Origin of the sequence: Streptomyces sp., assembly GCF_031178505.1 — a bacterium.
Taxonomy (GTDB): Bacteria; Actinomycetota; Actinomycetes; order Streptomycetales; family Streptomycetaceae; genus Streptomyces; species Streptomyces gulbargensis.
The window spans coordinates 30,639-43,485 of the sequence record NZ_JAPSIW010000005.1 but is presented as its reverse complement, the minus strand read 5'-3'; the positions used below and the strand labels follow the sequence as shown (position 1 = coordinate 43,485).

Annotated in this window: 12 protein-coding genes and 2 pseudogenes; 8 read left to right on the top strand and 6 right to left on the bottom strand. The window is 69.2% G+C overall.

Annotation, left to right across the window (positions count from 1 at the left end):
- The 5 genes from RIF68_RS01440 to RIF68_RS01415 form a co-directional block, all read left to right on the top strand.
- On the top strand, positions 1 to 214 hold a 214-nt coding region (locus RIF68_RS01440; protein ID WP_309049228.1), incomplete at its 5' end, for an ATP-binding protein.
- Between the two features lie 361 nt (positions 215 to 575).
- On the top strand, positions 576 to 2,027 hold the full coding sequence (locus tag RIF68_RS01430) for a DUF6531 domain-containing protein (protein WP_309049227.1): 1,452 nt from the start codon (positions 576 to 578) through the stop codon (positions 2,025 to 2,027).
- Positions 2,028 to 2,058: 31 nt separating this feature from the next.
- Positions 2,059 to 5,943: an RHS repeat-associated core domain-containing protein gene (locus RIF68_RS01425; protein ID WP_309049226.1), complete on the top strand. Its 3,885-nt coding sequence runs from the start codon at positions 2,059 to 2,061 to the stop codon at positions 5,941 to 5,943.
- A complete protein-coding gene (locus RIF68_RS01420; RefSeq protein ID WP_123985553.1) occupies positions 5,943 to 6,251 on the top strand; it encodes a hypothetical protein in 309 nt (102 codons plus the stop codon). The genes RIF68_RS01425 and RIF68_RS01420 overlap by 1 nt, the downstream gene beginning before the upstream one ends.
- Positions 6,252 to 6,315: 64 nt before the next feature.
- Positions 6,316 to 7,248, top strand: a complete 933-nt coding sequence (locus tag RIF68_RS01415) for a hypothetical protein (RefSeq protein ID WP_309049232.1) — start codon at positions 6,316 to 6,318, stop codon at positions 7,246 to 7,248.
- On the opposite strand, the pseudogene RIF68_RS01410 reads toward RIF68_RS01415, so the two are convergent.
- Together RIF68_RS01410 and RIF68_RS01405 are read right to left on the bottom strand one after the other, a co-directional pair.
- A pseudogene (locus RIF68_RS01410) lies at positions 7,211 to 7,498 on the bottom strand (transposase); the annotation flags it as partial. The gene RIF68_RS01415 and the pseudogene RIF68_RS01410 sit on opposite strands and share 38 nt — an antisense overlap.
- Positions 7,499 to 7,557: 59 nt before the next feature.
- Positions 7,558 to 9,060 carry an MFS transporter gene (locus RIF68_RS01405; RefSeq protein ID WP_076681829.1) on the bottom strand — a complete coding sequence of 501 codons (1,503 nt, stop codon included), beginning with the start codon at positions 9,058 to 9,060 and terminating at the stop codon, positions 7,558 to 7,560.
- A gap of 159 nt (positions 9,061 to 9,219) precedes the next feature.
- On the opposite strand from RIF68_RS01405, the gene RIF68_RS01400 reads away from it, so the two are divergent.
- Positions 9,220 to 9,696: a MarR family winged helix-turn-helix transcriptional regulator gene (locus RIF68_RS01400; RefSeq protein WP_375165659.1), complete on the top strand. Its 477-nt coding sequence runs from the start codon at positions 9,220 to 9,222 to the stop codon at positions 9,694 to 9,696.
- Positions 9,697 to 10,046: 350 nt separating this feature from the next.
- Here RIF68_RS01400 and RIF68_RS01395 read toward each other — a convergent pair whose 3' ends face one another.
- The 4 genes from RIF68_RS01395 to RIF68_RS01380 form a co-directional block, all read right to left on the bottom strand.
- Positions 10,047 to 10,289 carry a hypothetical protein gene (locus RIF68_RS01395; RefSeq protein WP_076681839.1) on the bottom strand — a complete coding sequence of 81 codons (243 nt, stop codon included), beginning with the start codon at positions 10,287 to 10,289 and terminating at the stop codon, positions 10,047 to 10,049.
- 129 nt (positions 10,290 to 10,418) lie between these two features.
- The gene (locus RIF68_RS01390) at positions 10,419 to 10,571 is read right to left on the bottom strand and encodes an integrase core domain-containing protein (RefSeq protein WP_309049225.1); all 153 of its coding nucleotides are present in this window, start codon (positions 10,569 to 10,571) and stop codon (positions 10,419 to 10,421) included.
- 24 nt (positions 10,572 to 10,595) lie between these two features.
- Positions 10,596 to 11,228, bottom strand: a complete 633-nt coding sequence (locus RIF68_RS01385) for an IS3 family transposase (RefSeq protein ID WP_309049224.1) — start codon at positions 11,226 to 11,228, stop codon at positions 10,596 to 10,598.
- Positions 11,225 to 11,524 carry a transposase gene (locus tag RIF68_RS01380; RefSeq protein WP_309049230.1) on the bottom strand — a complete coding sequence of 100 codons (300 nt, stop codon included), beginning with the start codon at positions 11,522 to 11,524 and terminating at the stop codon, positions 11,225 to 11,227. Before RIF68_RS01380 ends, RIF68_RS01385 begins: the two co-directional genes overlap by 4 nt.
- A 9-nt stretch (positions 11,525 to 11,533) precedes the next feature.
- Between RIF68_RS01380 and RIF68_RS01375 the strand changes: the two are divergent.
- Together RIF68_RS01375 and RIF68_RS01370 are read left to right on the top strand one after the other, a co-directional pair.
- Positions 11,534 to 12,223 (top strand): annotated as a pseudogene (locus tag RIF68_RS01375) (ISL3 family transposase); the annotation flags it as partial.
- A gap of 164 nt (positions 12,224 to 12,387) precedes the next feature.
- Positions 12,388 to 12,804 carry a DUF4259 domain-containing protein gene (locus tag RIF68_RS01370; protein WP_076681844.1) on the top strand — a complete coding sequence of 139 codons (417 nt, stop codon included), beginning with the start codon at positions 12,388 to 12,390 and terminating at the stop codon, positions 12,802 to 12,804.
- Positions 12,805 to 12,847: the final 43 nt, after the last annotated feature.

Here is a 12,847-nt window from a genome sequence, read left to right as displayed (position 1 = left end):
GGAAAAGAACAGCATCGCGATCGCTTCCAACGAGGCGTTCACCGGCTGGAGACGGACCTTTACCGACCCACGGCTCTGCGCAGCGATCGTTGACCGCCTCACGTTCAACGCCACCATTATCGAGACCGGAACCGAGTCCTACCGCCTGGCCCGCACCAAGGCGCAGCAGAACAACGACACGAAATCCACCATCACGGCGCAACGGAGTAACTGAGATCCGTCGCGGTGAACGAGGCAGGCACCAAACGCAGCCACATTGTGCCTCGTTCGCCTGGATCATCATGCAGGTAGTGCACGAAACGCTCGTCCCACAAAGCCTCGTCCGCACCCAAGTAGCGGGCAAGCTTGCGCCGCCCCCTCGGCATCACACGCCCCGGCCCCACCGGGCAGTTGTGTTCACGCCAAGTTGACCCCAGGCTCTCCGGAGCTCGGCTCCCCGAGCAGAAACGTTCCCCCTTCGCCCTCTCCGACCCGCCGTCGACATCCGGCCGAACCCGTTCTCGCGCGTTAGTGCGAACGGTTTGCGGACCAACATCACCGAGGCTCTGTCCACTGCTGCCTCACAGGTGATGACCATGCGCTCACAAGCGCGAAGACTCGTCCTGGCCTTCCTGGCCTTCGTCCTTCTCTCGACGGCGAACGCCGCCCCCTCCTGGGCGGTGTTCCCTGACCGGTCCGACGCCGCGTCCGCGGCGGGCGTCGCCCAGGTCGAGCCGCGTACGGCGGAAGACCTGCCCGACCCGCCCAAGGCCATGACACTGGCCGAGCGCCGCGCTCAGCTCACGAAGAAGCGGCACCAAGTGTCGCCCATGCGGGCCTACATGAACGCCCCCGAGCGGACGGCCAAGGGTGGCACACCTCACCGCCTCCCCGAACCGGTGCGCGGCAAACAGGGCATCGATCGCGGCCCCGCCGCCGAGGCGCCCGCCCGGCGGCTCGTGGCGGCGCCCGGGAACCCGACCTCGGTGTCGGCCTGGGCGAGCGCCTACCCCGGCATGCTGTCGATCGGCGGGCAGGTGAAGCTGCCGAAGCGGGGATCGACGTACAGCGGCCTGTGGCTCTACGTGATGGACGAGGCGGGCAAGCCCATCGTCCAGAAGGAGATCAAGAAGGCCACGGACAACCCCCAGGGGGACACCCCCGACTCCGGCGCCTGGTGCTACGACTGGTGGTCGAGCAACTCCTACCCGACCGACCAGTGCTTCTGGTGGGCGGGCAGCCAGCTGGGCGGCATCCTTCAGGACGGCAAGAAGTACTACGCCTGGGTCTTCCTCAACAGCTCCGACGGCTCCTCAAGCCCGGGCGGCACCAAGTCGCCGCTGGTGGAGGCGTTCTACACGCCCGGCATCCCGGGCGCGGCCGCGGGCATCTGCACCTGCTACGCCCAGGCCCACCGCGCAGACCCCGTCAACACGGCGACCGGCGTGTTCTACGAGCAGCTCACCGACGCCTCCCTGACGGGGCCCGGCGTACCGCTGACGCTGGAGCGCACCTACCGCTCCGACGTGACCGCCACCGGCCTCCTCGGGCGCGGCTGGACGACACCCTTCGACGCGCGGCTCACCCTCGCGACGGGCAAGGCGACGTACCGGACGGGGGACGGGGCGTCGTTCGTGTTCACGCAGGCGAGCGACGGCACGTACACCGCCCCCGCGGGCTCGGCGGCCAAGCTGGTCGAGGGCGCCGGCACATACACGGTCACCACGCCCGACCACACCGCGCGCACCTTCGACAGCGGCGGTCTGCTGACCTCCGTTGTCGGCGCGGCGGGCAAGGGCCTCAGCCTGACCTACGCCTCGGGCAAGCTCGCCTCCGTCAAGGACGCGGGCGGCCGCACCACCACCTTCACGCCCGGCACCGGCGGCCTGCTGTCCGAGGTGAGGCTGCCTGACGGCACGTCGGTCTCGTACGGCTACACCGGCGGCTTGCTGACCTCGGTCACCGACCCGGCGGGCCGCAGGTCCTCGTACGCGTACCTACGACACGGACAAGCGCCTGAAATCCTACACCGACCCCGCGGGCGGTGAGGTCAAGAACGTCTACGACAGCGCGGGCCGCGTGAAGTCGCAGACCGACCAGCGCGGCAAGACCACCACGTTCACCTGGGACGGCAAGAGCGGCGAGTCCCACACCACCGCGCCCGACGGCGGTGTGTGGACCGACGTGTACGCGGCGAACGTCCTGATGAAGACGGTCGACCCGTACGGCAAGAGCATCACCTACGACTACGACCGCAAGCTGCGCCCCAGCGCCATCACCGACCAGCGCGGCAACACCACCGAGATGACGTACGACGGCGCGGGCCGGATGGAGACCCGCACCTCCCCGGCCGCGCTCGGCTACAAGGAGAGCTGGGGCTACGACACCGCAGGCAACCTCACCAGCCACACCGACGGCCGCGGCCACAAGACGATCTACGGATACACCGCGAACCGGCTTACGTCGGCGACGGACCCGACGGGCGGCAAGACCCTCTACAAGTACACCGGGTTCGGTCAGCTGGAGACGGTGACCAGCCCGCGCGGCAAGGTCACCACGTACGGCTACGACTCCGCGGGCAACCGGACGTCGGTCACCACGCCCCTCGGCGAGAAGACGACGTTCACGCACGACAAGGCGGGCCGCGTCCTGACCAGGACCGACCCGCGCGGCAACGTCTCCGGTGCCGACCCGGACGCGTACACCACGACGTACACCTACGACGGCCGCGGCCTGCTCAGCACGGCCAAGGACGCGCTCGGCCGCACGACGGCCTACGAGTACAACGGCGCCGAGCAGCTCTCGTCGGTGCGCAACCCGGCGGGCGACACCGCCACCCTCGGCCACGACGACGCCGGGAACCTGACCCGCACCACCGACCAGGCGGGCAAGAGCCTCACCCGCGCCTACGACCCCAGCGGACGCCTCGCGTCGCGCACCGACGCCGAGGGCGGGAAGACCACCTACACGTACGACAAGGCGGGCCGTCTTCTCACCAGTGTCTCGGCGCGCGGCAACGTCTCCGGCGCCGACCCGGCCGCCTACACCACGACATACGAATACGACGCGGCCGGCAACCTGACGCTGACCACCGGCCCCACCGGCGCGAAGACGAAGACGACGTACGACGCGATCAACCGGCCGTCCGTGGTCACCGACCCGCTGGGCCACACCACCGGCTACGGCTACGACGCCAACAACAACGTCGTCAAGACAACGGACGCCGCGGGCAAGTCGACCACCGCCGTCTACGACAAGAACAACCGCCTCAGCAGCAGCACCGACCAACTCCGCAGGACCACGACCTACGCCTACGACCTCGACGGCAACCTGACCGGCCGCACCTCGCCGCTCGGTCACAAGTCGACCTGGACCTACGACGGCGACGGCCGCCGCGCCACATCGGTCGACCCGCGCGGCAACGCCACCGGCGCCGACCCCGACCAGTACACGACCACCTACGGTTACGACGAGGCGGGCAACCCCACCAAGGTCACCGACCCTCTCGGCGGCGTCACCACCACCGCGTACGACGCCCTCAACAAGGTCGTCGAGCGCAAGGATGCCGACGGCCGCACCACCGCCTACGGCTACGACGACCTGGACCAGCTCACCAAGGTCACCGCCCCCGGCGGCGCGATCACCGGCTACGGCTACGACAAGCTCGGCAACCTCACCGAGCGCACCGACGCGAACGGTCACGTCACCGCCTACGGCTACGACGCGGCGCACCGCCGCACCTCGGTCACCGACCCGCTGAAGCGGAAGACGTCCTACGCCTACGACGCGGAGGGGCACGTCGCCGAGAGGACCACCCCGCGCGGCACCACCGCCTACAGCTACGACCCGCGCGGCCTGCTCACCAAGACCGACTACTCGGACGGCACCCCCGACGCGACCTTCGGTTACGACGACGCCGGGCAGCTCACCGCCCGCACGAACGCCAAGATGTCCGAGGACTTCGGCTACGACCCCGTCGGCCGTCTCACCAAGACCCGCGGCTTCGGCTACACCTACGACGACGCCGGGCAGCTGCTCACCCGCAAGTACTCCGACGGCAACACCCTCACGTACACGTACGACGACGACGGCCGCACCGAGACCCTGGCCGCCGACGGCAAGACCACCACGTACACCTGGGACCCGGCGAACCGGCTGGCCAAGTCGGCGCTGCCGAACACCCAGACCGAGAGCCGCAGCTACGACCGGGCCGGACGCCTGACCGCCGTCACCTCCGCCAAGTCGGACACCACCGTCACCAAGACCTCCCTGACGCTGTCCGACGCGGGCCTGCCCGAGCGCGTCGACGTCACCCGGGCCGGTATCGGCACCGGCGGCTACGACCTCACCTACGACGCGGCCGGACGGCTCGCCTCCGGCTGCGCGCCCCAGCCCTGGGCGGCCGGATGCCCCGCCGCCCGCGCCACCACCTACACCTACGACAAGGTCGGCAACCGGCTGACCTCCACCCTCGGCGGGGCCTCCACCGGCTACGCCTACGACGACGCCGACCAGCTCACCTCCACCACCACCGGCACCACGACCACCGGCTACGAGCACGACGCCGAGGGCAACCGCACCAAGGCGGGCGCCGACACCTACACCTACGACCTGGCCGGACAGATCTCCGCCGCTACCGTCGGCGGCACCGCGTACAGCTACGACCACGACGCGAGCGGCAACCAGGTCACCACCCGCAAGGGCGCCGTGGTCACCTCCCGCACCCAGTGGGACCCGAACGCGCCGCTGCCGCTCCTGGCCACGGAGTACGACAGCGACTGGAAGATCCAGCAGTCCTACCGCTACGACCCCATAGGCCAGCCCATCGCCACCAAGAACGGCACCGGGGCGCTCTTCTTCTACCACCACGACACCCAGGGCTCCCCGGTCGACGTCACGTCCGGCACCGGCACCCTGCACCAGCGCTGGTCCTATGACTCGTTCGGCACCCGTGTCCTCGCCACCGCCACCGGCGGCGCGCCCGCGAGCACCCCGGGGTACACCGGTGCCCGGCACGAACCCACCACCGGCAACCTCGACCTGCACGCCCGCCAGTACGACACCACCACAGGGCGCTTCACCCGACCCGACCCGGCCGCCCGGGATCTGACGGCGCCCTACGTCTCCGCGTACGCCTACGCCGACAACGTGCCGAGCGCCCTCACCGACCCCAGCGGTCTGTCCCCGGACGACCCCGACAACGACCGGGTCGACAGCGTCGGCGAGGCCGCGGGCATCTTCAAGGACGCCTTCGTCGACGTCGCCAAGTCGCCGTTCGTGTTCCTCAAGGACATGAAAGACGCCGCCACCGGCGAGAACGGCGGCGCGGGCGGGTTCGTCGACAAGTACCTGCCCGTCCGTCCCGCGTACCGGCTCTACCGCGCCGAGAACATGCTCCGCCAGCAGGGCTGCGACGCCCTCGCCGACCTGTACTCCGACACCGCCGACGAACTCGTCCAGCAGCTCGTCCTCTCCGGTGTCGGCGGCCTCACGGGGTGGCGGCGGACCGCCGTCGCCACGGAGCCGGATCTCCAGTCCGGCGGCACGTCCTTCCGCAGGCCCCACAGCGAGACAGACTTCTGGATGGAGTGGGCGGACCACGCCTACGACGCGATCCGCGCCGACGCCCGGCTCGACCGGGTAGCCCAGTCCGCCGCGTCGCACGGCTACTCTGCCGCCGACATCAACCAGATCTACCGGCACCTGTTCATCGAGACGCACCAACTCGACGACGGCGTGCAGCGGTTCCACTCCAACCCCTATATCGCCAGGGCCTGGGAACGGCTCCAGGACGGAAACCCGCACCCCAGCGACTTCGACCTGCTGGCCCACGAGTTGTACGAGTCCAGCTGGATGCGGGAGCACGGCGATCAGAACTACCGCCGGGCTCACAAGGCGACCCTGGACGCGGGCCATGTCTGGGACGAGAACGCGCCCGCGGCCGACGGGATAGGGTTCCGGTGATGACAGCATCCTTCAGCTGCAAAATGATCGCTTCCCTGGACACCGGAGCGGGCGTCTACGCGTGGACGACCGTGGAGGGGATCACCGGGAACATCCTGATCGACCCGGAAGGGGTGATCGCTCGTCCTTGTACGGCGGCGGGAGATCCTCTCGGTGACACGCTGCTCGACAAGAGGGTCGGGAATGTGCAGAACCCCGACCCGGACCCGGGAGTCCGGACCGCTTTCCTGAAGATCGCGGCGGTGCTCTTCATGGAGAAGGAGCGGCAGGGGCGGCTGCCTGACGCGGTCACCCGCACCTACTGGTAGGAGTGGCACCTTCTGAGAGGCCGGGTCCCTGGCGGGCCCGGCCTCTCGGCGTGTGCGACGTCAGATGAACAGCATCGCCATGGCGCACACCGCGGGGGCCGTCGTGCCTGCCGACGGCCGCCGCTGGCTCATCACTCCTGGGAAACAAGACCGCCATGGCGGCGGAGGAGGCTCTTCCCGGCGAGCTGCTCGTCGCCCGCATCCGGGATGCGATGCTCGGCCTCGGCAACGCCCCCGACCCGTCATCGGCCGTGACGCCGATGCGGACTTCGCCCATACGCTCGCCGACCTCGACGCCTGCCGTTATGCCTCCCTCGCCGTCCGGCTGCCCCGGCTAATCCGCTCCGGACACGCGCTTTCCGGCAGCCGCGGCGAAACCCAAAACTGCCAGCTCCTGGCCAAGAGCTACCTGCTGGCCACCCGCATGCTCATCAAGATGGACGAGCAGCAGCTCGGCTGGACGGCCGTCGACCCTGCCCGCCAGTTGGCCAAGGCCGGCGGCGACATCCTCGCGGTCGCCGAGTCCGCCCGCCAACTCGCCGTCCTCGCACGAGGAGCGGGATGGCGTGACGAGGCCCTGTCGATCGCACTGTCCGCCGCCGACCACCCCGACCTGCGCGACACTGGGCGAGCTGGCGCCGCCGCGCGTGGACTGCTCATCCAATCCGCCACCTACACCGTGGCGCGGCGGGGCGACAAGGATGGGATGCGGCAGCTGACCGACGAGGCCGCGGGCATCGCCAAGGACCTCGGAGGGGAACGCTGTTGCGCGACCACGGCGAGGTTTCAGCCCGCTCACCGTGCAGCTCCGCCGCATCTCCGCCGAGAACTACGCCGGCCCCCCCTGGCAGCGCTCGCCGCCGCCCGTTCCATCTCGCTCAAGGAGCTGCCCAGCATCGAACGCCGCTCCCGCGCCCTAAAAGAGCGTTTTGTCCCGGCAGGGTTGTTTGGTTCGAGGTCCAGGTGTCGCGCCAGTTCGGGGTGGATTCTCGGGTGAGGCGTCTGCTTATGAGGTCGATCATGGCGACGTGGATCATGGCTTCGGATCGATGAGGGTGGGTTTCGTAGTCACGGGCGAGGCGGCGATGGCGCATGAGCCAGCCGAAGGTCCGCTCGACCACCCAGCGTCGCGGGATCACCTTGAAGCCTTTGGTTCCGGGTTCGCGTTGGACGACTTCCACGTCGATGCCGAGGCGGGCGCCGTGTTCGATGGCTCTGGTGCGGTAGCCGGTGTCGGCCCAGGCTTTCGCGGTTGCGTAGGACGTTGGCCCCGGGCTCCCTTGTCGTGCGCGTCCCCGGCCGGGGCTCAGATGGCGAGGTGCTGCTTGGCGCCGGAGCCGTCGGCGGTCGTCTCGGGGGTGACGCCGTGCTGCTCTTCTTCGGGGCGGCTCTTCTTGGGCAGCAGGAAGGTGATTGCGAAGAAGGCCCCCAGCAGGCACGCCTGGACGATCAGCGCGTGGTGGAAGCCGCCGCTGAAGTCACCGGTCTTGGCCTGGGCGAAGAACACCGAGCCGAAGACCGCGACGCCGATGGAGCCGCCGACCGCCTGGACCGCCGACAGGACGCCGGAGGCGGATCCGATCTCGTCGTCGTCGACCGCGGCCAGGATGAAGCTGAACAGGGCGGCGATCACCATGCCGGCGCCGATGCCCGCCACCGTCGTGCCGGGGACGATGTCCCAGATCGAGAACGAGGCTTCGTTGAGGCCGTGGAGCTCGAACCACAGCACGGCCGCGCCGGCCAGCTGGACCAGTGGTCCGATCTGGAGCACCTTGCGGCCTATCTTGTCGGCGAGGAACGCGCCGCTGATGGCGCCGCCGATCGCGGTTCCCACGGCGAGGGGCAGATTGCCCAGCCCCGCGTCACCGGCGGTGAAGTGCTGGCCGATCTGGAGGAACAGGGTCAGCACGAGCTGGGTGCCGATGAGCCCGCCGAAGAACAGGGTGATGCCGCCGAGGCCGACGGTGAAGGCGGGCTTGCGCAGCAGGCCCGGGGTCACCAGCGGCTCGCGGCCTGCGGCGGCCGTGCGGCGCTGCTGGAGGGCGAAGAGAGCGAGACCGATCACCGAGGCGGCCATGGACAGCCATGTCCACAGTGGCCAGCCCTCTTCCTGCCCCTGATTGAGCGGCAGCACCAGCAGGGCGCAGGACGCCACGATCAGAGCGGCGCCGGCCATGTCCACCCGAACCGTGCGGTCGCCCGCCTTCCTGGGCACGAACTCCGCGGCGACGACCAGCGCCGCGATGCCGATGGGCAGGTTGACCAGGAACACCGACCGCCAGCCCAGACCGAAGAAGTCGCCCTCGATGAGGAAACCGCCCAAGACCGGGCCGATGATGCCGCCCAGGCCGAGGACGGGGCCGAAGATCGCGAAGACCTTGGTGAGCTCGGGGCCGGAGAAGTTCTCCCGCAGCAGGCCCAGGCCCTGGGGCAGCAGCATCGCTCCGGCAGTGCCCTGCAGCAGGCGGAAGGCGATCAGCGACTCGATGTTCGGCGCGATCGCGCACAGCAGGGAGGCCGCGGTGAAGGTGGCGAGTCCGATCAGGAACATCCGGCGCCGGCCGTAGCGGTCGCCGAGGCGGCCACCGAGGACGAGCCCGGCGCCCAGGGTGAGGGCGTAGCCGCCGATCACCCACTGCAGTCCGACCGAGTCGGCACCGAGGGATTTCTCCAGGTCCGGTCCGGCGACGTTGACGATCGAGGCGTCCAGGAGATCCATGATCTCCGCGACGATCATCACCGTCAGGATCAGCCACCGCCACCGGTAGGGCTCGGTTGTCTCCTCGGGGGTGGGGGACGGATCACGCATTCCAGATACCTCCATGGTGAAGCAATTCCACCATGAAGGTAAAGTGGTGGCGGTAGGTTGTCAAAGCGGAGTGGCAGCGCGGACCGCGTGACAGGAGAGAAGGGCGAAGGCGTGGAGGAAGCAGTGCGCGACGGTGTCGCGGAGCAGCGGGAGCGGCTGATGGAGTCGCTGAGGATCTACGGCGGCCACTACGCCGAGCTCAGTCGGCGCTTCGCCGCCTGGCTGGGCCTGCACTCCACGGACGCGACCGCGGTCCTGGAGATCGCCGCCGCCGAGGAGCGCGGTGCCCCGCTGTCGCCGGCGCGGCTGAGCGAGCGGATCTCCCTGTCCACGGGCGCCACCACCGCGCTGCTGAACCGCCTCGAAGCGGCCGGGCACATCACGCGAGCCCGCGAGCACTCCGACCGGCGCATCGTCACACTGCGCAGCGGCGGGCACATCCAGGAACGGGCGGACGAGTTCTTCGGCCCGCTCGCCCACCGCCTCGACGGCGCGATGTCGCACTACCCGCCCCGGTTCCTGGAACAGGTCGAAGCGTTCATGGCCGACCTGAACACCACCATGGACAGGCACCTCACGGAACAGGACGCGGTGACACCGCGCTCCCCCCACGTCCCAGAGGGACGAACTCCCTGACCGGCTCGCTCCCAGCCACGTTTCCCTCACCCGCTCATCCTCTTCGCCCGCGGCCCGCCCTACGCACTCGGGGGGCAGCCGTCTTCGCTACGGGGCTGACCGGGGCCACTCCTCCTCGTCACCGTCCTCGGGCGCGTCCGGATCACGGAAGGGCCGCAGGCCCTGGTCCGGACCGCTGGCAGTGATGTTGAACAGGTACCGGCCCAGGAACCCGCTTCGGCGCCGTCCGGCTGCTCGTCGGGCCGGGGCTGTGGCCGGCTCGCCACTGCGCGGGCCGGACGCCGAAGCCGCCACGGCGGCGACGAGGTCCAAGTGGGAATTTATGTTCAGTTCGAACCGGCCGTACGGATTCACGTGCGTCCAGAACAGCGAGGGCAGGGCCGCCGGTCGGCGTCGGTGAGCTTCTTCTGCCATTTCTTCTCGGCGAGGATGTCCTGGAGGAGCTTGGTGTTGGCGTGCATCAGCCCGCTCCACTCATACCCGTCCAGCTCGGACGCGGGCACCCGTACCTGCCGGGCGACGAACTCCACCGCCTCGCCCGGCAGCTCGAACCGGCCCCGGGGTAACCGGCCGTACTGCGTGTAGGACTTCACAACACGGCGAAGGGCCTTGACCCGGGTCTTGGACGCGGGTTATGCGGCTGGGGTCAGCGTAGTTGGTGTTGTCCGGGGCGCTGCTTCGTGGGCGATAGGACTGCGTTGTCCGAGGCAGGAGTGACGGCGTCAGGTGTTGTAGCGGTGCAGCCAGCCGAAGGTTTCGAGGGGGGCATCGCGCTCGCTGGACCAGTGCTTGCGGCCCTGGAGCGTCTCGCGTGTGAAGGTCGCGTTGAAGGACTCGGCGAGTGCGTTGTCCGCACTGGAGCCGATCGCGCTCATCGACTGGCGGATGCCGACCTGACGTCAGGCAGCGGCGAAGGCCCGGCTGGTGTACTGGGCCCCGTGGTCGGTGTGCATGACCGCCCCGGTGAGGCTGCCGCGGGTGCGTTCGGCGGCGGCCAGGGCGTCGGTGACGAGATCGGTGCGCATGTGATCCGCGATCGCCCAGTCGGTCAGACGGCGCGAGGCGAGGTCGATCACGGTGGCCAGGTAGAGGAACCTGCCGCGCTTCAGCGGGAGATAGGCGATATCGCCTACGTACTTCGTGTTCGGCTCACTTGCGGTGAAGCGCGGCCGATCAGGTCCGGGGCCTTCGCTGCGGCCGGGTCCGCGGTCGTGGTGCGGTGCCTGCGCCGCAGCCGCACGCCTTGCCAGGCCGATGCTCCGCATCACCCGGACGATCCGCTTGTGGTTGATGCGCTCGCCCCTCTCTCGGAGTTCGGCGGTGATCCTGGGGACGCCGTAGGTGCCACTCGATTCGTGGTGCACGGCCCGTATCCGGGTGGCGAGACGGATGTCGGCGGCCTGGCGGGCGGCCCGGTCCTCCGCGGTCCGACGCCAGCAGTAGAAGCTGGAACGAGCGATGCCCAGGACGGCGCACAGCCGCTTCACGCCGTAGCGGCGCTGGTGGTCGGCGACGAACTGGAAGCGGTTCACCAGCGTGTCTCCCCGGCGAGATACTCGGCCGCCTTGCGCAGGATCTCGCGTTCTTCCTCCAGCTCACGGACCTTCATGCGCAGAGCGGCGTTCTCCGCCTCCAACGGCGTCGGCGGCTCGGTGGGCACCTCCGCCCGGCGTCCCCGCAGCCGGCTCACGCCAGCCGCCCGGACCCAGTTGCGCAAGGTCTCGGGGTTGATTCCCAGATCGGCGGCAACCTGCCGGATCGTCGCCTCCGGCCGCGACTGGTACAGCGCGACCGCGTCCGCCTGGAACTGCGGCGGACAGTTCTTCATGACCACGAGATGTCCGTTCTCAAAACCCAGGCTCCAGTGTCTCGTGTGTCCAAGGTCAGGGGTCAAGGCCCGTTCGCCAAACGCATCCGGGCCGGACACGCCACCGTCCACGCCCTGCTGGAAGCCGGCCACAGCCACCGCTCCATCGGGCGTCGGCTCCACATCACCCATCGCACCGTCAAGAGCCTCGCCGACACGGCCAGGCCGGAAGACCTCTTCCGCGGGCAGTGGCAGCACAACCGGACCTCCGCCCTGGACGAGTACAAGCCCTACCTGGACGAGCGCTGGGACGAGGGCTGCGCCAACGCCTGGAAACTGTGGGAGGAGATCACTCCGCTCGGCTACCGGGGCAGTTACGGCATTGTCAGCGCCTACATCAGGAAGAAGCGCACCTCTCCGGTCACCGCACAGCCGCCGGCACCCGGCGTGGTGACCGGGTGGATCCTCAGCCGCCCGGAATCCCTCACCGAGATCGGACAGCTCCAGCTCAAGGCCGTCCTGGCCGACTGCCCCGAACTCGACGCCCTGATCGATCACGTCCGGTCCTTCGCCCGGATGCTCACCGAGTGCCAGGGCGAACGACTCCCGCAATGGCTCGACGCCGTCCGCCAGGACGACCTGCCCAGCCTCCACACTCTCGCGGAAGGCATCGACCGAGACCGCGACGCCGTCATCGCCGGACTCACCTTGCCCTGGAACTCCGGAGTCGTCGAAGGACACGTCAACCGGATCAAGATGCTCAAGCGCCAGATGTTCGGACGTGCCGGCTTCGCACTGCAAGCGAGTCCTCCTCGCCCCATGACCTATGTCAGAGGCGCCTGGAATCCCGCCTCCATCCGAGACAGCCATACCAGGAGCCATGCATGGGAACGTGGGGAACCGGCCCGGTCGACAGCGACCTCGCCGCAGACTTCGTCGATGAACTTGAGGAACTCACCCACCAACTGGTCATCGACGTGCTTGAGCAGGCATTCCAACGAGTCACCAGCTCAGGAGCACGCGTCGGTGGCGGAGACGGCACCGAGGCCGTTGCTGCTGGTGCCCTCGTCGCCAGCACCATCCCGGACAACCCCATCGCGATGGATCCAAAGGACGACCCGAGGGAACCGCTTCCCAAACTACCGGCGGCACTCCGCGCGTCGGCCAGGCTCGCACTGGACCGGGTACGTCAGGCCGGATCAGAAATGGCGACGGGGTGGGTGGACAGTACCGACGCCGACCAGTGGCATCAGGAAGTGCAACGGATCTTCCAGGCACTCGAAGAACCCACTGGTCAGTAATCGTGACCACGTCACGGAAGGCGAGCCAGAACCCGAGTCTGGG

Bases quoted from the DNA above. Each gene is read 5' to 3' on its own strand.
- RIF68_RS01415 (WP_309049232.1), top strand. From the start codon at position 6,316: ATGAACAGCATCGCCATGGCGCACACCGCGGGGGCCGTCGTGCCTGCC.
- RIF68_RS01380 (WP_309049230.1), bottom strand. From the start codon at position 11,524: ATGAAGAACTGTCCGCCGCAGTTCCAGGCGGACGCGGTCGCGCTGTAC.
- RIF68_RS01430 (WP_309049227.1), top strand. From the start codon at position 576: ATGCGCTCACAAGCGCGAAGACTCGTCCTGGCCTTCCTGGCCTTCGTC.
- RIF68_RS01390 (WP_309049225.1), bottom strand. From the start codon at position 10,571: ATGAGCGCGATCGGCTCCAGTGCGGACAACGCACTCGCCGAGTCCTTC.
- RIF68_RS01370 (WP_076681844.1), top strand. From the start codon at position 12,388: ATGGGAACGTGGGGAACCGGCCCGGTCGACAGCGACCTCGCCGCAGAC.
- RIF68_RS01405 (WP_076681829.1), bottom strand. From the start codon at position 9,060: ATGCGTGATCCGTCCCCCACCCCCGAGGAGACAACCGAGCCCTACCGG.
- RIF68_RS01420 (WP_123985553.1), top strand. From the start codon at position 5,943: ATGACAGCATCCTTCAGCTGCAAAATGATCGCTTCCCTGGACACCGGA.
- RIF68_RS01400 (WP_375165659.1), top strand. From the start codon at position 9,220: ATGGAGTCGCTGAGGATCTACGGCGGCCACTACGCCGAGCTCAGTCGG.